Here is a 17,579-nt window from a genome sequence, read left to right on the forward strand (position 1 = left end):
GAATGTGCCCGGCCGAGTGATACAATGAATGCACATTTGACCACCGACGACCGCTCGCCGGCGCTGGCGCTCGAAGCCTTAGTGGCGCGCCACGGTCTTGTCCGCGTCGCGCTGACACTGGCGCGTCTCCTCGCGCGCCGTCCGGCGCGCCCGTCCGCGCTCCACGACCACGACCTGCCCGACCGGCTACGCCGCGACATAGGGCTGGAGCGTCTGCCGGAAAGCACGCGCTATTGGCAGCTCTGATGGGCGCGGTCGGGCCGCGGAGGAAAGGGCCGGGGGATCCCGGCCCTTTTCACAGGGTGCGCTGCATTCTGACCGCGGGAAAGTCGATGCCCGGGCCAAGATTGATGCGGACCGGACCGAGCTCCGCAAAGCCCATCGCGCCGTAGAAGGGCACCGCCATGCGTGTCGCAAGACAATCGAGACGCGCGATGCCCGCGGCCTTCACATCGGCGAAGATGCGCTCCATGATTTCGCGACCGATCCCACGGCGAACATGCCGGTCGTCCGTGACGAAATGCCGGATGTCCGCATGCTCCTTGCGACGTGAGGGCGACCATCCGCCCGCTCCGAGGACCTGCCCGGTCCCATTCACCGCCAGATAGTAGCGCCCAGAGGCCAGAAGCGCTGGCTGCGCCCGCGCCAGATGCGGGACCGCCATGACCCGAAGCGAGGGCGGGTAGTGCTTCGCCAGCAGTCGCGGATACGCTCGCGCGAGAAGCGCATCGACGGCAGCGAGGTCCGACAGGGTGGCGATGCGGATTGTGGTCGTCTCGGCCATGGCCGGGATATGGGAAGGCCAGGCGGCAGGGAAAAGGCCAAGCCGGAAGGCGTGGCGCGGACGACATTCACCGCCAGACCGACCTTTAGGGGCGGCGTAGCTCTTCGAGTACCGGCGGGAGCTGCGATAAGAGCGGCTCTTGTCCAAACGCCGCGAATGTTCCCGCCATGAGACGAAAAAGGCCGCGCAGTCGCGCGGCCTCGGGCCTCGTCGTCGCGGCAGATCCTACTTGATCTTGCCTTCCTTGTACTCAACATGCGCCCGCTTCACGGGGTCGTATTTGCGCACGACCATCTTCTCGGTCATCGTGCGGGCGTTCTTCTTGGTCACGTAGAAGTGCCCGGTGCCCGCCGTCGAGTTCAGACGGATCTTGATCGTCGTCGGCTTCGCCATCGTATCTCTCCTGGTGCCGGACGGCGAGCCGCCCGAGGAATCCTTGAAGCCCGCCTTTTACGGATGGTCGCGCCAGAGTCAACAGCGAAACCGGGTCCGGGCGGCCAAATAAGACGAGGCTGCTGACCGAGCGATCAGGCGCGTTCGAAGACGATAACCCGGGCGCGGTAGGTTTCGGCCTCCGACCGGTCGAGGACGTCGATGGTGCGGCCGAGATCGCCGCAGCGCTCGTTGAGAAGTCCCATGAGCGCAGCCTCTGTTGCTCCGAAGGGATCGAGCGCGTTGCTCTTCTTCGGCAGGTGATCGCGCGTATGATCAAGCAGGATCACGCCGCCCGACTTCAGGCTGTCGGCCCAGGCGCGGAAGGCCATGACCGGGTCGTAGGCGTGGTCCCAGGAGTTCGAGTAGACAAAGTCTGCGCGGCCCCGCCATTCGGGGTTCGCCTCGTGGAAGTCCCACTGCACGGTATTGGCGAAGTCCTGCGCGGTTTCAGAGATGTCGGTGCCGATTACCTCGGCTCCCGGTAGCCTGCGCCGGAACCAGGCCTGCTCCTTGCCGCGCCGAACGCCGTGACAGAGCCCGAAATCGACCTCGTGACCGAGGGTTTTGAGCCAGTCGGCAAGAAAAAAGATGTGCTCCTTCTTGACGAACTGCGCCCCGAGCTTCGCCTTGTTGCCTTCCTCCTGGACGCGCCGATAGGTCTCGAAGTCGCTGTAGACGTGCTGGGCGATGCCGTCGCCCTCGATCCGCTGCGCGTCCGCGGTGCGCTCGGCCGCCTCTGCCGCCGCCTTGAAGTCCACGCGGCGCTTCTTTTCCTTCTCCGCCATGTTCTGCTGCCCGTCTTGCCTCGCCCCTCGCATCGAGGCATAGCACGCTCCGCGGAACGGGGCGAGCCCAGCGTTTGAAGGGCCAGTCTCAGGCGGTCGACGCCGGTTTTCCCATCGCGGCGTGCAGCCGATCGCGCGCAGACGCGTCGAGACCGAGCGAGGCCGCGAGTTGGTCGAGATAGGTCCGCTCGGCCTGCGTGTCGACGCTGATCGCCATGAGCGAGGTCGAGTAGATCTGCTCGCGCATCGCGGCGTTCGTCGCGGCCGCAAGTCCGGCAGGGTCGAGCGGCGCGCTCAACTCAGCCTCGACAAAGGCGATTTCCTCGTCGTTCGCGTCGCTCAGATGGTCGAGGATCTTCTGGCGCTCTTCCGCATCGATCTCGCCGTCGGCTTTCGCGGCCTGGATCATGGCTCGGATCATGAGCTTGGCGTTCTCCTCGGCAATGGGCGAGGCGGGCGTCGCTCCGGTCATCGATTCCATCATGTCGCCCATCATCTTGCCCCCTGCCGTCGCAGCGCTGGTCATGGACGAGATGAGCCCGCCCAGCCCCGCCTCGGCCGCATCGCCAGCACCGCCGAACTGTTCGTAGACCTGCCGCACCGTCTTCGCGCCACCCGGCAGGCCCATCTTCTCGACCTGCGCGCCCCAATGATCGACCGCGCCACCGGGCTCCCCGGCCTTCTTGAAGGCGTCCTTCACACCGTCCATTCCGCCAACCTTGCGGTACTTGTCGTAGCCGCGGGCGGCTGCGAATCCGATGGCCAAAGTGGCCAGTGTCTTGACGAAGCTCATGTCGCGTACTCCTTTGCAGCTGCGGCGAGTATAGCGCATCCGACGTGACAAGCATCCGAAGATCGGGGCGAAAGGCGGATATGCGCGGATGGCCTGTAAGCCGGATTCTGTCCCGGGGGTCGCCCCCCATGGATGGCCATTCCTCTTGGCCCGCCGTTACCGGCGCGCTCAAGCTGCCAACCCGGGCCTCTCGGGCTGAAGCGTCCCTGCGGGCGGTCTCCGTTGCCGGACCGGTCCCCGCGCGAGGCCCCTATTTGGCATTGCTCCCGGTGGGGCTTGCCGTGCCGTCCCTGTCGCCAGGTCCGCGGTGGGCTCTTACCCCACCGTTTCACCCTTGCTCCCGTCGGAACGGAAGCGGTTTGATTTCTGTGGCGCTTTCCCTCGGGTTTCCCCGGCCGGGCGTTACCCGGCACCGCCGCTTCATGGAGTCCGGACTTTCCTCGGCGGTCGCCCGCCGCGGCCATCCGGCCATCCGCGCAGCTGTTGAGGTAGGCCTTTCGCTGCGTATCGTCAATGAAAAGCAAGTGTAAGTGCGTCGAAGGTGATCTATGATTGCGGCGCGTAATCCGCATGAGTCGACCGATGCCCCGCGTCAACCGCCTCTTCTTCGTGCTCATCATCCTTCTTCTGATCCTGGCCCGCGCAGTGCGGTCCGATACCGTTCCCGCCGCGCAAACCGGCGCAACGGTCGCCGAGGGGCTGGTTGGCGGCCCGAGCACGGAGTAGCGATTCAACGCACTGCCGTTGGGTTCGCGAGGGGCCGTGCCATGGGATTGTTCCGCGTCAGCGTGACGGCGCTGCGCAGCGGCGCGCGTGAGAGGGCCGACGCGTCGCCGACCGAGCACCCGGGCTAGGCGTTCCCGCCGAAGCGTCGCGCGAGATTGGCCGCGAGCGACCTGTCGGTCGCGTCCTCGGGTCCTTTCGCCCACGGGCGGAAGCGCAGCCGGAAGGCATCGAGCAGCGCCGCTTTCGGCGCGTCGGGATAGCCGAACGCGCGGACGGACGTAGCGAACGGTGTCTTTGCTTCGCCGCCGTCTTCCGGCCACACCGACAGCCCGAGAGCGGCCAGCCGTCGCCAGTCGAAGAAGGGCCCCGGGTCGCGCTTGCGTTCGGGCGCCATGTCGGAATGGCCGATCACCCGCTCGGGCCGGATCGACCATCGCGCCATGACCTCGGCCAGAAGCCGTTCGAGCGCCGCGATCTGCGGCTCGGGAAATGGTGAGTCGCCGGGATTGCAGAGCTCGATACCGATCGAATGCGAATTGACGTCATCGATCCCGCCCCAGCCGCCCGCACCGGCGTGCCAGGCACGCAGCTCCTCGGGCACCAGCGCCTCGGCACGCCCATTCTCGGCAATAAGATAGTGCGCAGACACCTCTGACGCCGGATCGCAGAGCCGCGCGCGCGCTTCCGCCAAGCCAGGCATCGCGGTGTAGTGAAGAACGACAAGGCTCGGTTTCGCGTCGCCGCGCCTCGGACCGCAATTGGACGAAGGGCCGGGGGCGGGCGATAGGTCGGTTCGGGTCTTCGTCATCCCGTAGCCAGTCTCGGCGCGCGCCACCCGTCCGGTCAGTTGCGGACCGTCTGATACGGCGTCGGATCCCAGTAGCAGGCGAATCCGTCTCCATCGGGGTCGAGGTTCTTCGGATCGCGCTTCGGTCCGCCGGATCTCAGGAATGCCGCCTGCGCGGCCTCGGGCGTCGCGTAGCGCGCGCAGGAGCGATCGAAGTTCGAAAGCGTCAGCCCGGAGCGCTTGTAGATCGGTTGGCCGAGGCGATTCGGGGCGTTGATCGCATACTGAATGATCTCGGGTGCAATCGTGCGCGTGCGCTGTGGCAGTTCCGTCGGCTGGATCTGCTGATACTGCGCCCGGTTCTGGGCGATGCGCTCGCGGTCGGACTCGATGCTCTCGCGCGAGGACACTGCCTGGAAATCCTGCTCATCCGAAATGCCGGCGTTGCTCACCGGAGCGGTTGTTGCCGCCTGAGCCGGGGCCGATGCCTGCGCGGTCTGGGGTAGCGGCTGCGGGACAGGCGCCGGAGCGATCTGGGCGGCGCCCCTCACGCCGGCGGCGGCAAGTTCGGCGGCGGTCGGTGCGCCGGTGATGGGCGTGCTCGGCGGCGGGAAGGGAAGGGCAGGATTCTGCACCGGGCCCTGCACGGTCTGGACGGTCGCGGGTTGCGGCCCGCGCGCCTGCTGTTCGGCAACCCTGCGACGCTGGTATTCTCCGTAGCTTTCGAAGCCGACGCCGCTGGACCGGCTGTCGGGGATCGGCGGCTGGCACGCGGCCAGAAACACCAATGTGAGACACGGCAGAATGATACGCATTGATAACCCCGATGGCGCTTTGATCGGGCCCCTTACCACCATTTCGCGGGCTTGGAAACAAATCCTGCGGCGCGTTCCAGCACGTAAGCGTGATTCAGCAGGTCGCCTTCCTCCCACGGCCGCCCGATGAGCTGGAGACCAAGCGGCAGACCCTGCCGGTCGAGTCCGGCGGGCACCGAGATGCCCGGCAGGCCGGCGAGGTTCACAGTGACGGTGAAGACATCGTTGAGATACATCGCGATCGGATCGGCATCGGCCATCTCGCCGAGCCCGAAGGCGGCGGACGGGGTCGCCGGCGTCAGGATCGCGTCGATGCCGTCGGCAAAGACGTCCTCGAAATCCTTCTTGATCAGCGCCCGGACCTTGCGGGCGCGGTTGTAGTAGGCGTCGTAGAAGCCGGCCGACAGAACGTAGGTCCCGATCATCACGCGGCGCTGGACCTCGTGGCCGAAGCCCTCGGCGCGGGTCTTCTCATACATCTCGGTGATGCCGTCGCCCTGGGCGAGCTTCGCCCGGTGGCCATAGCGCACACCGTCATAACGGGCGAGGTTCGAGGACGCCTCGGCGGGGGCCACGACATAGTAGGCGGGAAGCGCATATTTCGTGTGCGGCAGCGAGATGTCGACGATCTCGGCGCCCGCGTCGCGCATCATTTCGGTGCCCTTGGCCCAGAGCGCCTCGATCTCGTCGGGCATGCCGTCCATGCGGTATTCGCGCGGAATGCCGATCTTCTTGCCGCGGATGTCGCCCGTGAGCGCGGCCTCGAAGTCCGGCACGGGGATGTCGGCGGAGGTCGAATCCTTCGGATCGTGCCCGCACATGGCCCCGAGCATGATCGCCGCGTCGCGCACGTCCTTCGTCATCGGCCCGGCCTGGTCGAGCGAGGACGCAAACGCCACGATCCCCCAGCGCGAGCAGCGCCCGTAGGTCGGCTTGATACCTGTGATGCCGGTGAAGGCCGCGGGCTGCCGGATCGAGCCGCCGGTATCGGTGCCCGTCGCGGCGAGGCAGAGGTCCGCCGCCACCGCCGAGGCCGAGCCGCCCGACGACCCGCCGGGTGTCAATTGCGCATCGTCATTGCCGCGCCGCCACGGATTCACGGCGTTGCCGTAACACGAGGTCTCATTGCTGCTGCCCATGGCAAACTCGTCCATGTTCAGCTTGCCGAGCATCACTGCGCCCGCGTCCATGAGCTGCTGGCTTACGGTCGATTCATATTCCGGGCGGAAGTTCCTCAGGATGTTGGACGCGGCTTGCGACGGCACGCCCTTCGTGCAGAAGAGGTCCTTGATGCCGACGGGAATCCCACACATCGCGGGCGCATCGCCCGACTTGATACGCGCATCCGCCGCTTGCGCGCGCTTGCGGGCGATCTCGGGGGTCTTGTGGACAAACGCATTGAGCGCGCCCGCGGCCTCGATCGCCTCGAGGCAGGCCTCGGTCAATTCGGCCGAGGTCACCTCGCCTTTCTGCAGCATGTCCCGCGCGGCGGCGATCGTCAGTTCGTTCAGCTGCGTCATTCCACCACCTTCGGCACCGCGAAGAAACCCTCGCGCGCATCAGGCGCGTTCGACAGGATCTTCTCAACCATTCCGCCATCCGTGACGACGTCCTGGCGCCGCTTCAGCCGCATCGGCGTGACCGAGGTCATCGGCTCGACGCCATCGACATCGACCTCGTTGAGCTGCTCCATAAAGGCGAGAACGGCCGACAATTCGCCCGCGAGCGACGGCAGGTCTTCTTCCTTCACGGCAATGCGGGCGAGATGGGCCACCTTGCGCGCGTCGTCTTTTGTGATGGACATCACTAGTTCCTTTCGGCTGGCGACGGTTTATCGCCGCCGCGCGGTGGCTTCAAGCGGTTGGCGGGCCGGATCCGGCCCCCGAAGACCGCTATCATGCGGGTTCGGGTCAACAGGGGTGCTGATGCGCCCCGCTGCGCGCCCCGGCTTAGCCGAAAACCGGTTCCCAGCCCCATGCGAAATGCCTACGCTTTGGCCAGGAACCAACAGGAGGATGCGATGAAGATCACCTGGCTTGGCCATTCCGGCTTTCGCCTCCAAATCGAGAATGCCGTCATCCTGGTCGATCCCTGGCTGACCGGGAATCCGATGTTCCCGCAAGACCGCCGCGCCGAGGCGATCCGGGGTGCGACGCATGTGCTCATCACGCACGGACATGGCGATCACGCCTCGAATGCCGTGGACATCGCCAAGGAGCTGGGCATCCCGATCGCCTGCATCCACGAGTTGTCGGCAATCTTCGGCTCGCAGGGTGCCGAGGTAATCGGCTTCGGCAAGGGCGGGACGATCACCCTCGGCGGGGCGAAGGTCACGATGGTGAACGCCTGCCATTCTTCCAGCATCGATTCCGCCGGCGGCCTGCCGCAGCCGGCCGGATCGGAGGCGGGCTTCATGATCGCGGGCGAAGGCCACGTGATCTATGTGACGGGCGATACCGACATCATGGCCGACATGGGCTGGATGGGCGAATACTACAAACCCGATATCGGCATCCTGTGCGCCGGCGGGCACTACACGATGGACATGAAGGCCGCAGCCTGGGCAGCCAGGAGGTTCTTCGACTTCACGACCGTGATCCCTTGCCACTACCGGACCTTTCCGCTGCTGGCCCAGTCTGCAGACGAGCTGAAGGCAGGTCTGCCCGGTGTCACAGTGACGGAACCGGAAGTTCTGAAGGCGATCAGTATATGAGCCCGCCGGGCGAGTCGGTCCCCTCGACCCCATTGACCCGACTCGGGGATTCGACCTATGAATTGAACACACGTTCATTTATCGGAGACCACCGATGTTCACCGCGTCCATGAAGTTCCATCTCGGCGACGAGATCGAGGCGCTGCGCGACATGGTCCACCGCTGGGCGCAGGACCGGCTGAAGCCGATGGCGGCGGAGATCGACCGGACGAACGAGTTTCCGGCGGAACTCTGGCGCGAGATGGGCGAACTTGGACTGCTGGGCATCACCGTCCCTGAGGAACACGGCGGCGCGGGGATGGGCTATCTCGCCCATGTTGTGGCGGTCGAAGAGATCGCGCGCGCCTCGGCCTCGGTGTCACTCTCATATGGCGCGCATTCGAACCTGTGCGTGAACCAGATCAAGCTGAACGGCACCGACGAACAGAAGCGGAAGTACCTTCCGCGCTTGATTTCCGGCGAACACGTCGGCGCGCTCGCCATGTCGGAAGCGGGGGCGGGCTCGGACGTCGTCTCCATGAAGCTCAAGGCGGAGAAGCGGAACGGCTATTACAATCTCAACGGCACCAAGTTCTGGATTACGAACGGGCCCGACGCCGATACGGTCGTGGTCTATGCCAAGACCGATCCCGCGGCCGGGTCGAAAGGCATCACGGCATTCGTCGTCGAGAAGGAGATGAAGGGGTTCTCGACCTCGAAGCATTTCGACAAGCTCGGCATGCGCGGATCGAACACGGCGGAGTTGATCTTCGAGGATGTCGAGGTGCCCTTCGAGAACGTGCTCGGCGAAGAAGGCAAGGGCGTGCGGGTCCTGATGTCCGGGCTCGACTACGAACGCGTGGTGCTCTCCGGCATCGGCACGGGCATCATGGCGGCCTGCCTGGACGAGGTGATGCCATATCTCGCAACCCGCAAGCAGTTCGGCCAGCCGATTGGGAACTTCCAGCTGATGCAGGCGAAGGTCGCCGACATGTATACCAAGATGAACTCCGCCCGCGCCTACTTGTACGAAGTCGCCAAGGCCTGCGACCGGGGCGAGGTCACCCGCCAGGACGCGGCGGCCTGCGTGCTTTACTCCTCAGAAGAGGCGATGACCGTCGCCCACCAGGCGGTGCAGGCTATGGGCGGGATGGGATTCATGACCGAAACCCCCGTTTCCCGCATTTTCCGTGATGCGAAGCTCATGGAGATCGGCGCGGGAACGTCCGAAATCCGGCGCATGCTGATCGGGCGCGAACTGATGGGGGCGACGGCATGACTAGAATTCTCTCGCTGGGCGTCTTCGCGATGGGTCTTGTCCTCTTTCTGACCGCCACGGGCGTGGCACAGACGCCGGTGCTGGACCGGGCGCAGGTCGAGGGTTGTTTCGCCGCGACCCCGGTCGGGTCGGTTGATCCCGACTGCCTCGGAGCGGCGGCCACTGCATGCCAGAGCGCGACGCCAGACGGTGAGACGACGCTCGGAATCACCGCCTGCATTCAGGCCGAAACCCAAGTATGGGACGAAATCCTGAATCGCGAATACCGCGAAACGCGTGGGCATATATCCTCCCAGCCTGGCCTGGCCGATCAACTCCTGGCCGCCCAGCGGGCCTGGATCGCGTTCCGCGACGCGGAATGCGGTCTCGCCTATTCGCTTTGGCTGGACGGATCGATGCGCACCATAGCGGCGGCGAATTGCCTTCTCGACCTGACGGCCCGGCGAAGCTTCGAACTGCGGGACATGGGCGGGTACTGAGATGAAGCTGACCTCGTCGGCCCTCCCCACCTCCGACACGTTCCGCGCCAACCGCGCGGCGCACGAGGCGATGCTCGCCAGTATCGCCGAGGCCGCTGGGCTCGCGGCCGCTGGCGGCGGGGAGAAGTCGCTCGCCCGCCACGTCGCGCGCGGCAAGATGCCGCCGCGCGAGCGGGTGGCGAACCTTTTGGACGCGGGCTCGCCCTTCCTCGAAATCGGCGCGACGGCGGCGCACGGCATGTATGGCGGCGACGCGCCCGCCGCCGGTGTCATCGCCGGGATCGGTCGGGTGCATGGGCAGGAGGTCATGGTCGTCGCCAATGATGCCACCGTGAAAGGCGGCACCTATTACCCGATGACGGTGAAAAAGCACCTCCGCGCCCAGGAGATCGCGGAAGCCAACCATCTGCCCTGCGTCTATCTCGTGGACAGTGGTGGCGCGAACCTTCCCAACCAGGACGAGGTCTTCCCCGACCGCGACCATTTCGGTCGCATCTTCTACAACCAGGCCCGGATGTCCGCGAAGGGCATCCCCCAGATCGCCGTCGTCATGGGGTCCTGCACCGCGGGCGGCGCCTATGTGCCGGCCATGTCCGACGTCTCGATCATCGTGAAGGAGCAGGGGACGATCTTCCTTGCCGGGCCGCCTCTGGTCAAAGCCGCCACCGGCGAAGTCGTCACCGCCGAGGAGCTTGGCGGAGGCGATGTCCATACGCGGCTTTCCGGCGTCGCGGACTACCTCGCCGAGGACGACTCCCACGCACTCGCGCTTGCCCGCCGCGCGATTGCCCAGCTCAACCGGACGAAGCCAGTGACCGTCGCCTGGCAGAGTCCCGAAGACCCGGCCTATGATCCGGACGAGATCTTCGGGCTGGTCCCTGCCGACCTTCGCACCCCCTACGATATCCGCGAGGTCATCGCGCGGGTCGTCGACGGCTCCTATTTCGACGAGTTCAAGCCGCGCTTCGGCGAGACGCTGGTCACCGGCTTCGCCCATGTCGAGGGTTGCCCGATCGGCATCGTCGCCAACAACGGCGTCCTGTTCAGCGAGAGCGCGATCAAGGGCGCGCATTTCGTCGAGCTTTGCAGCCAGCGGAACATCCCGCTGGTGTTCCTGCAGAACATCACCGGCTTCATGGTCGGCCGGAAATACGAGAACGAGGGCATCGCCCGGCACGGCGCCAAGATGGTCACCGCCGTTGCCTCGACCAACGTGCCGAAGATCACCATGCTCGTCGGCGGCTCGTTCGGCGCGGGCAATTACGGCATGGCGGGGCGCGCCTATTCGCCCCGCTTCCTCTGGACCTGGCCGAACAGCCGCATCTCGGTGATGGGCGGCGAGCAGGCGGCGGGCGTCCTGGCCACCGTCAAGCGCGAGGGGATCGAACGGGCGGGCGGCGCGTGGTCGGCCGAAGAGGAGGCTGAGTTCAAACGCCCGACGATCGAGATGTTCGAGGAGCAGTCGCATCCACTCTACGCCTCGGCGCGGCTCTGGGATGACGGGATCATCGACCCGCGCCGGACACGCGACGTGCTGGCGCTGTCCTTGTCGGCCGCGCTCAACGCGCCGATCGAGCCGACACGCTTCGGCGTGTTCCGGATGTGACGAATGGCGGGGCGGCGGCACACCGGGAGGGTTTCGCACGGGCGGTATTCGCGCATGGGCGGGCGACGGACGCGCAGGGACACTCTTGGCGCCGTGCTCAGGGCGGCGATGGTTGCCGCCTTCGCGACGGGGATCGGCGTGCCGCTCGTCATGGCCGCGAATGCCGCGGTGAAGGACGGCGACGGATGCCGGGTCTATCTGGTCGTGGACGGTGACACCGTGAAGATGTTTTGTTCCGAGGAGGGATTCGTGTCCGCCCGCCTGCTCGGCTTCGACACGCCCGAGATCTATTCGCCGGGCTGCCTGTCGGAACTCGCCCGCGGGCTCGGCGCGACGGTTTACCTTCACTGGCGGCTCCTCGCGGCGGGCTACGTCTCGGCCAAGCCCGAGGGACGCGACCGCTACGACCGGATACTGACATCTTTGCGGCTCGACGGCGAGGATATCGCCGACCGGATGATCGCCGCAGGCCATGCGCGCGCCTATGAGGGCGGGGCGCGGGAAGGCTGGTGCGCATGACGGCGGCCACCCTCGACGACTTGAAGGCGCGCTATCCCGGCGCCGAGACCTTCACCTTCGGTGATGGCCGGGCGCTCTGCGACGAACTTCTCGCGCTCGTCCGTGCCGGCAGGAAGACTGCGACCTGTGGCGCGCTCCGCGACTTTCAGGAGGGCGTCGAGGCGATGCCCAAGGTCGGCCGCCGCGACATCGCGCTCGACTGGGACGGCAATCCGGCGCTCGTCATCGAGACGGTTGAGGTCACGATCCGCCGCTTCTCCGACGTCGACACCGGGTTCGCGCTTGCCGAAGGCGAGAACGAGACGCTCGAGGGCTGGCAGGAGGACCACCGCCTGTATTTCGAGCGCAACGGCGGATGGTCGCCGGAGATGGAACTTGTCTGCGAACGCTTCCGGTTCATCGAGGATCTCGGCTCATGAACCCCGCCGGCGCTTCATTGCCCAAATACCCCACGGGGGGATGCCCGTCGGGCGCCACCGGTTCGAGACCGCCGCACGAGGGGTGTGAAGCCCCCGGCTCTGCCAGAAGGACGAACAGATGTTCTCGAAGATCCTGATCGCCAACCGGGGCGAGATCGCCTGTCGCGTCATCGACACTTGCCGCAGGATCGGCGTGTCGACAGTCGCTGTTTATTCCGATGCGGATCGCACCGCGCGACATGTCGCGATGGCCGACGAAGCGGTCCATATCGGGGGCTCTGCGCCGAAGGACAGCTATCTGAGGGGAGACGCGATCATCGCCGCCGCCAAGGCCACCGGGGCGCGGGCGATCCACCCCGGCTATGGCTTTCTGTCCGAGAATCCTGATTTCGTCGATGCGGTCGAGAAGGCGGGGCTGGTCTTCATTGGTCCATCCTCGTCCGCGATCCGGGCAATGGGCCTGAAGGACGCCGCCAAGAAGCTGATGGAGGAGGCGGGCGTCCCGGTCGTGCCGGGCTATCACGGGGACAATCAGGACCCCGAGCATCTCGCGGGTGCGGCTGAGGCAATCGGCTATCCGGTTCTGATCAAGGCCGTGGCGGGCGGCGGCGGCAAGGGGATGCGGCTTGTCGAGCGCGAGAAGGAGTTCGCCAATGCGCTCGACAGCGCGCGGGGCGAAGCGCAGACCGCCTTCGGCAACCCCGCCGTCCTCATCGAGAAATATATCGAGAAGCCGCGTCATATCGAGGTGCAGGTCTTCGGCGACGGCAAGCGCGCGGTGCACCTCTTCGAGCGCGACTGTTCGCTCCAGCGCCGCCATCAGAAGGTGATCGAGGAAGCCCCCGCGCCCGGCATGACCGAGGAGATGCGGGCGGCGATGGGCCAGGCCGCCGTTCGCGCGGCCGAGGCGATCGGCTACAGGGGGGCCGGGACGGTCGAGTTCATCGTCGATGCCTCCGAAGGCCTCCGCCCCGACCGGTTCTGGTTCATGGAAATGAACACCCGCCTTCAGGTTGAACATCCGGTAACCGAGGCGATCACCGGGGTGGACCTCGTCGAATGGCAGCTTCGGGTGACGAGCGGGGAACCCCTGACCTCGCGCCAGGAAGACCTGCACCTGAACGGCCACGCCTTCGAGGCGCGGCTCTATGCTGAGGATGTGCCGGCGGGCTTCCTGCCCGCGACGGGCACGCTCACACATCTCCATTTCCCCGAAGTCGCGCGGGCTGATACCGGCGTGCGCGCGGGCGACACGATCAGCCCGTGGTACGATCCGATGATCGCCAAGATCATCGTCCACGGCCCGACCCGGGCGATCGCGCTCTCAAAGCTTGCCGCCGCGCTTGAGGAAACCGAGGTCGCGGGGTCAGTGACGAATCTCTCTTTCCTGAATGCACTCGCCCGGCACGAGGGCTTCCGAGCCGGCGACGTGGATACCGGCCTCATCGCGCGCGAACTCGTGGCGTTGACCGAGGCTGCGGCGCCGAGCCTCGCAGTCCGGGCGCTCGCCGCGCTCGGCGCGGCGGGGCTCGCCGAAGGCGGCGGTGCGATGACGGGATTCACGCTCTGGCAGCCCCTGCGACGAACCGTGACACTCGACGGGCTGGGGGCCGTGGTCGAGGCGCTTGCGCCCGGCCGTGCGCGGGTCACGATCGGCGATGAGACAGCGGACTGCGCTCTTAGGAACGACGTCTGGTGGGTCAACGACCGGCCCTCGGGCGCGCGGATCGTGCTGACGCCCGCGACCGTCAGCATCTTCGGCCCAGGCGCCTATCATTTTGGGCTGATCGACCCCCTGGCCCGCCAGAGCGCGGGCATGGCGAGCGGAGTCACCGTCTCTCCCATGCCTGGTCTCGTGAAGGCGGTCTACGTCAGGGCCGGCGAGCACGTCAGCGCGGGCGACCGTCTCGCCGTTCTGGAGGCGATGAAGATGGAGCACACGCTGACCGCCACACGCGACGGTACGGTGGCCGAAGTGCTGGTCGAGGCCGGCGCGCAAGTCGAGGCGGGCGCCGCTCTCGTGCGGCTGGAAGAGGAGGCGGCGGCATGATCCGGCTTCACCATGTTGCGTTTTCACGCTCGTTCCGAGTTCTGTGGCTCTTGAAGGAGATGGGACTCGACTGCGAGCTGGTGCGCTATTCCATCACCGACGGGTCGCTGCGCCGGCCGGACTACCTGGAACTCTCGCCCGCAGGTCGCGTGCCCGCGCTGGAGATCGACGGAAAGGTGCTGTTCGAAAGCGGGGCGATCACCGAATATCTCTGCGAGACAAGGGCGGAACACGGGCTTGGCCGCTCGCCGGGCCATGCCGAGCGCAGCACCTATCTCGAATGGCTGCACTATGCCGAGACGATGGCCCATCTGATCGCCAACCTGAACCTGCAATGGGTGTTCCTGCGCGACCCCTCGATGCGTTCGCCCACGCTTTTGAGGATCGAGGCAAAGCGGCTCGCCAATACGCTCAAGCCGCTGGAGAAGGTGCTGGCGGAACAGGACTATCTGTTGCCGTCGGGCTTTTCTGGCGCCGATACGATGCTAGGCTACAATTTTCTGGCTGCGCCCTACTTCGTTCGGTTCGACAAATTCCCCAACCTCTGCCGCTATGTCGACCGGATCGCGGCGCGGCCGGCGTATCTGGCGGCGCGCGCGGTCGATGGCAAGCAGACATTCTACGCGCAGGACTTTTACGAGGTCGCGGATGGCTGAGCGGGTCGAAATCGTCGAGATGGGTCCGCGCGACGGGTTGCAGAACGAAAAGCGCATCATCCCGACGGCCGACAAGATCGCGCTCGTGGACATTCTGAGCCGCGCCGGATTCCGCCGGATCGAAGTGGCGAGCTTCGTCTCGCCGAAATGGGTGCCGCAGATGGCCGACAGCGCCGAGGTTCTGGCCGGGATTAGCCGCGCCAAGGGCGTCCGCTACGCTGCGCTGACGCCCAACATGAAGGGCTACGAAGCGGCGAAGGCGGCGCGCGCCGACGAGGTCGCGATCTTCGCCTCGGCGTCGGAGGGGTTTTCGAAGGCTAACCTGAATTGCACGATCGCCGAAAGCCTCGCACGGTTCCGGCCCGTCGCTGAGGCGGCAAAGGCGGATCAGATTCCGGTCCGGGGCTATGTCTCGGTCGTGACCGATTGCCCCTACGATGGACCGGTGCCGCCGAGTTCGGTCGCAAGGGTCGCCGCGGCGTTGCGCGACATGGGTTGCCACGAGATCAGCCTCGGCGACACGATCGGTCAGGGACGGCCGGAGACGGTCGATGCGATGCTGGCGGCGGTTTTGGAGGAGTTGACAGCCGCCAAGCTCGCCGGACACTACCACGATACGGGCGGTCGGGCGCTCGAGAACATTGAGACGTCGCTCGCGCGGGGCTTGCGGATCTTCGACGCGGCGGTTGGCGGTCTTGGCGGTTGCCCTTATGCGCCCGGCGCGGCGGGCAATGTCGCGACCGAGAAGGTGGAGGCGCGGCTCAGGACGCTCGGCTACGAGACTGGGCTCGATCCGGAAGTCCTTGCCGAAGCCGGCGCGATGGCGCTCGCCATGCGGGGCTGAGGGATATCGCGGAAAACCGAACTCGGAGGGGTGATGTACGAGACAATCGACCTGAAATGCGACGACCGCGGCGTGGCACGGCTCACGCTGAACCGTCCGGATAAGCACAACGCTTTGTCGGCGCGGATGATTGACGAACTCACCGAGGCCGCCGGAACGCTTGGCCGCGACCCGACGGTGCGGGCCGTCGTGCTGGCCGGGGCGGGTGAAAGCTTCTGTGCCGGAGGCGATCTCGGCTGGATGCGCGAGCAGATGGCGGCGGACGGGCCCACGCGCGCGCGGGAGGCCACGAAGCTCGCCCAGATGCTGAACGCGCTTAACACCTGCCCGAAGCCAGTGATCGGCCGCATCCACGGCAACGCTTTCGGCGGCGGCGTCGGCATGGCTTCGGTCTGCGACGTGGCGATCGGGTCCGGCAAGGCGCGCTTCGGTCTGACGGAGACGAAGCTCGGCCTCATTCCGGCGACGATCGGGCCCTATGTCGTGGCGCGGATGGGCGAGGCGATGGCGCGGCGTGTCTTCATGTCGGCCCGGCTGTTTGGGGCCGAAGAGGCGGTGAGCCTCGGCCTCCTCGCCCGCGCGGTCGCGCCTGAGGATCTCGATGCGGCGGTCGAGGCCGAAGTCGCGCCCTATCTCGCCTGCGCACCGGGGGCCGTTGCCGATGCGAAGGCGCTTGCCCGCCGCCTCGGGCCCCGGATCGACGAGGCGGTCATAGCCGAGACGATCGAAGCGCTCGTCAAGCGTTGGGAGAGCGCGGAAGCCGAGGAGGGAATCGCTGCCTTCTTCGACAAGCGCGCGCCTGCGTGGAAAACCTGACCATCAAGTGGCGCTTCACGGCGCGCTTGAAACATTCGGGCAATGCTGCATTGCGGCTAGTTGTAACTGCCCTGTCCATAGGAATTTTCCGCTCGGTCCGTCGAAGATTGCACGCCGCCTTTGGTTGACCCCGTCAGGGCGGGGGAGTAAACGAGCCAGAGCCATGTCACGCGCTGAACGAAGCGCGAGAGGAAGGAGCCACCCGTGGACGAGCTGCTCAGAGAATATCTCCCCATCCTGATCTTTCTCGCCATGGCCGTGGGCCTTGGCCTCGTCCTGATCCTCGCCGCCGCGGTTCTGGCCGTGAGAAATCCCGATCCCGAGAAGGTTTCGGCCTATGAATGCGGCTTCAATGCCTTCGACGACGCGCGGATGAAGTTCGATGTGCGGTTCTACCTCGTGTCGATCCTCTTCATCATCTTCGACCTCGAAGTGGCCTTCCTCTTCCCCTGGGCGGTGGCGTTTAAGGATATCTCCCTGGTCGGGTTCTGGTCCATGATGGTGTTCCTCGCGGTACTGACAATCGGCTTTGCCTACGAATGGAAGAAGGGGGCGATGGAATGGGCGTGATGACCGGAGCCAACACGGCCGGCGCCGACCGCGAGGTCGCGACCCAGACTCTGAACCGCGAGCTGCAGGACAAAGGCTTCCTGCTGACGACGACCGAGGACATCATCAACTGGGCGCGGAACGGCAGCTTGCACTGGATGACCTTCGGGCTGGCCTGCTGCGCGGTCGAGATGATGCACACCTCGATGCCGCGCTACGACCTCGAACGCTTCGGCACCGCGCCGCGTGCATCGCCCCGCCAGTCCGACCTGATGATCGTCGCGGGCACGCTCACGAACAAGATGGCCCCGGCGCTCCGCAAGGTCTACGATCAGATGCCCGAGCCGCGCTACGTGATCTCGATGGGTTCCTGCGCCAACGGAGGCGGCTATTATCACTACAGCTATTCGGTGGTCAGGGGCTGCGACCGGATCGTACCAGTGGACATCTACGTTCCCGGCTGCCCGCCGACGGCCGAGGCGCTTCTTTACGGCATCCTGCAATTGCAGCGCCGCATCCGCCGCACCGGCACGCTGGTTCGCTGA

22 protein-coding genes and 1 other RNA gene are annotated in these 17,579 nt (G+C 66.1%); 14 read left to right on the forward strand and 9 right to left on the reverse strand.

Going from position 1 to position 17,579, the window contains the following annotated elements:
* Positions 1-24 precede the first annotated feature (24 nt).
* The gene (locus DEA8626_RS04035; RefSeq protein WP_108851763.1) at positions 25-246 is read left to right on the forward strand and encodes a hypothetical protein; all 222 of its coding nucleotides are present in this window, start codon (positions 25-27) and stop codon (positions 244-246) included.
* 49 nt (positions 247-295) lie between these two features.
* Here DEA8626_RS04035 and DEA8626_RS04040 read toward each other — a convergent pair whose 3' ends face one another.
* The 5 genes from DEA8626_RS04040 to rnpB all read right to left on the reverse strand — a co-directional run bounded on the left by DEA8626_RS04040 (position 296) and on the right by rnpB (position 3,273).
* The gene (locus tag DEA8626_RS04040) at positions 296-784 is read right to left on the reverse strand and encodes a GNAT family N-acetyltransferase (protein WP_108851764.1); all 489 of its coding nucleotides are present in this window, start codon (positions 782-784) and stop codon (positions 296-298) included.
* A gap of 225 nt (positions 785-1,009) precedes the next feature.
* Complete coding sequence (gene rpmG, locus DEA8626_RS04045; RefSeq protein WP_090110806.1) at positions 1,010-1,177, reverse strand: 50S ribosomal protein L33; 168 nt, start codon at positions 1,175-1,177, stop codon at positions 1,010-1,012.
* 134 nt (positions 1,178-1,311) lie between these two features.
* A complete protein-coding gene (locus tag DEA8626_RS04050; protein ID WP_108851765.1) occupies positions 1,312-2,004 on the reverse strand; it encodes a class I SAM-dependent methyltransferase in 693 nt (230 codons plus the stop codon).
* A gap of 88 nt (positions 2,005-2,092) precedes the next feature.
* Positions 2,093-2,797, reverse strand: coding sequence for a DUF533 domain-containing protein (locus DEA8626_RS04055; RefSeq protein ID WP_108851766.1), 705 nt, complete (start codon positions 2,795-2,797; stop codon positions 2,093-2,095).
* 80 nt (positions 2,798-2,877) lie between these two features.
* An RNA gene (gene rnpB, locus DEA8626_RS04060) (RNase P RNA component class A) lies at positions 2,878-3,273 on the reverse strand.
* 106 nt (positions 3,274-3,379) lie between these two features.
* Here rnpB and DEA8626_RS20975 point away from each other — a divergent pair.
* Entirely contained in the window at positions 3,380-3,523 is a 144-nt protein-coding gene (locus DEA8626_RS20975) for a hypothetical protein (protein WP_181366353.1), read from the forward strand.
* A 124-nt stretch (positions 3,524-3,647) separates the two neighbouring features.
* Here the strand turns inward: DEA8626_RS20975 and DEA8626_RS04065 are convergent, their stop codons facing one another.
* The 4 genes from DEA8626_RS04065 to gatC are packed head-to-tail and all read right to left on the reverse strand — an operon-like array spanning position 3,648 to position 6,929.
* Positions 3,648-4,331: an N-acetylmuramoyl-L-alanine amidase gene (locus tag DEA8626_RS04065; RefSeq protein WP_108851767.1), complete on the reverse strand. Its 684-nt coding sequence runs from the start codon at positions 4,329-4,331 to the stop codon at positions 3,648-3,650.
* A 35-nt stretch (positions 4,332-4,366) separates the two neighbouring features.
* Positions 4,367-5,125 carry a hypothetical protein gene (locus DEA8626_RS04070; protein WP_245890749.1) on the reverse strand — a complete coding sequence of 253 codons (759 nt, stop codon included), beginning with the start codon at positions 5,123-5,125 and terminating at the stop codon, positions 4,367-4,369.
* Between the two features lie 32 nt (positions 5,126-5,157).
* Entirely contained in the window at positions 5,158-6,645 is a 1,488-nt protein-coding gene (gene gatA / locus DEA8626_RS04075) for an Asp-tRNA(Asn)/Glu-tRNA(Gln) amidotransferase subunit GatA (RefSeq protein WP_108851769.1), read from the reverse strand.
* Positions 6,642-6,929: an Asp-tRNA(Asn)/Glu-tRNA(Gln) amidotransferase subunit GatC gene (gene gatC / locus DEA8626_RS04080; RefSeq protein WP_108851770.1), complete on the reverse strand. Its 288-nt coding sequence runs from the start codon at positions 6,927-6,929 to the stop codon at positions 6,642-6,644. Before gatC ends, gatA begins: the two co-directional genes overlap by 4 nt.
* A 216-nt stretch (positions 6,930-7,145) precedes the next feature.
* On the opposite strand from gatC, the gene DEA8626_RS04085 reads away from it, so the two are divergent.
* The 12 genes from DEA8626_RS04085 to DEA8626_RS04140 all read left to right on the forward strand — a co-directional run bounded on the left by DEA8626_RS04085 (position 7,146) and on the right by DEA8626_RS04140 (position 17,579).
* A complete protein-coding gene (locus tag DEA8626_RS04085) occupies positions 7,146-7,838 on the forward strand; it encodes a metal-dependent hydrolase (protein ID WP_108851771.1) in 693 nt (230 codons plus the stop codon).
* 94 nt (positions 7,839-7,932) lie between these two features.
* Positions 7,933-9,096: an isovaleryl-CoA dehydrogenase gene (locus DEA8626_RS04090; protein WP_108851772.1), complete on the forward strand. Its 1,164-nt coding sequence runs from the start codon at positions 7,933-7,935 to the stop codon at positions 9,094-9,096.
* A complete protein-coding gene (locus tag DEA8626_RS04095) occupies positions 9,093-9,575 on the forward strand; it encodes a lysozyme inhibitor LprI family protein (RefSeq protein WP_108851773.1) in 483 nt (160 codons plus the stop codon). The genes DEA8626_RS04090 and DEA8626_RS04095 overlap by 4 nt, the downstream gene beginning before the upstream one ends.
* 1 nt (position 9,576) lies before the next feature.
* Positions 9,577-11,181 carry a carboxyl transferase domain-containing protein gene (locus DEA8626_RS04100; protein ID WP_108851774.1) on the forward strand — a complete coding sequence of 535 codons (1,605 nt, stop codon included), beginning with the start codon at positions 9,577-9,579 and terminating at the stop codon, positions 11,179-11,181.
* 54 nt (positions 11,182-11,235) lie between these two features.
* Positions 11,236-11,700, forward strand: coding sequence for a thermonuclease family protein (locus tag DEA8626_RS04105; RefSeq protein ID WP_219929161.1), 465 nt, complete (start codon positions 11,236-11,238; stop codon positions 11,698-11,700).
* The gene (locus DEA8626_RS04110; RefSeq protein WP_108851776.1) at positions 11,697-12,119 is read left to right on the forward strand and encodes an ASCH domain-containing protein; all 423 of its coding nucleotides are present in this window, start codon (positions 11,697-11,699) and stop codon (positions 12,117-12,119) included. The genes DEA8626_RS04105 and DEA8626_RS04110 overlap by 4 nt, the downstream gene beginning before the upstream one ends.
* A gap of 118 nt (positions 12,120-12,237) precedes the next feature.
* Complete coding sequence (locus tag DEA8626_RS04115; protein ID WP_108851777.1) at positions 12,238-14,169, forward strand: acetyl-CoA carboxylase biotin carboxylase subunit; 1,932 nt, start codon at positions 12,238-12,240, stop codon at positions 14,167-14,169.
* Complete coding sequence (locus DEA8626_RS04120) at positions 14,166-14,825, forward strand: glutathione S-transferase family protein (protein ID WP_108851778.1); 660 nt, start codon at positions 14,166-14,168, stop codon at positions 14,823-14,825. Before DEA8626_RS04115 ends, DEA8626_RS04120 begins: the two co-directional genes overlap by 4 nt.
* Positions 14,818-15,669, forward strand: a complete 852-nt coding sequence (locus DEA8626_RS04125; RefSeq protein WP_108851779.1) for a hydroxymethylglutaryl-CoA lyase — start codon at positions 14,818-14,820, stop codon at positions 15,667-15,669. The genes DEA8626_RS04120 and DEA8626_RS04125 overlap by 8 nt, the downstream gene beginning before the upstream one ends.
* A gap of 33 nt (positions 15,670-15,702) precedes the next feature.
* Complete coding sequence (locus tag DEA8626_RS04130; RefSeq protein WP_108851780.1) at positions 15,703-16,485, forward strand: crotonase/enoyl-CoA hydratase family protein; 783 nt, start codon at positions 15,703-15,705, stop codon at positions 16,483-16,485.
* A gap of 204 nt (positions 16,486-16,689) precedes the next feature.
* The gene (locus DEA8626_RS04135; protein WP_108851781.1) at positions 16,690-17,055 is read left to right on the forward strand and encodes an NADH-quinone oxidoreductase subunit A; all 366 of its coding nucleotides are present in this window, start codon (positions 16,690-16,692) and stop codon (positions 17,053-17,055) included.
* Positions 17,046-17,579, forward strand: coding sequence for a NuoB/complex I 20 kDa subunit family protein (locus DEA8626_RS04140; protein WP_181366354.1), 534 nt, complete (start codon positions 17,046-17,048; stop codon positions 17,577-17,579). The genes DEA8626_RS04135 and DEA8626_RS04140 overlap by 10 nt, the downstream gene beginning before the upstream one ends.

Source organism: Defluviimonas aquaemixtae, from assembly GCF_900302475.1.
GTDB lineage: Bacteria > Pseudomonadota > Alphaproteobacteria > Rhodobacterales > Rhodobacteraceae > Albidovulum > Albidovulum aquaemixtae.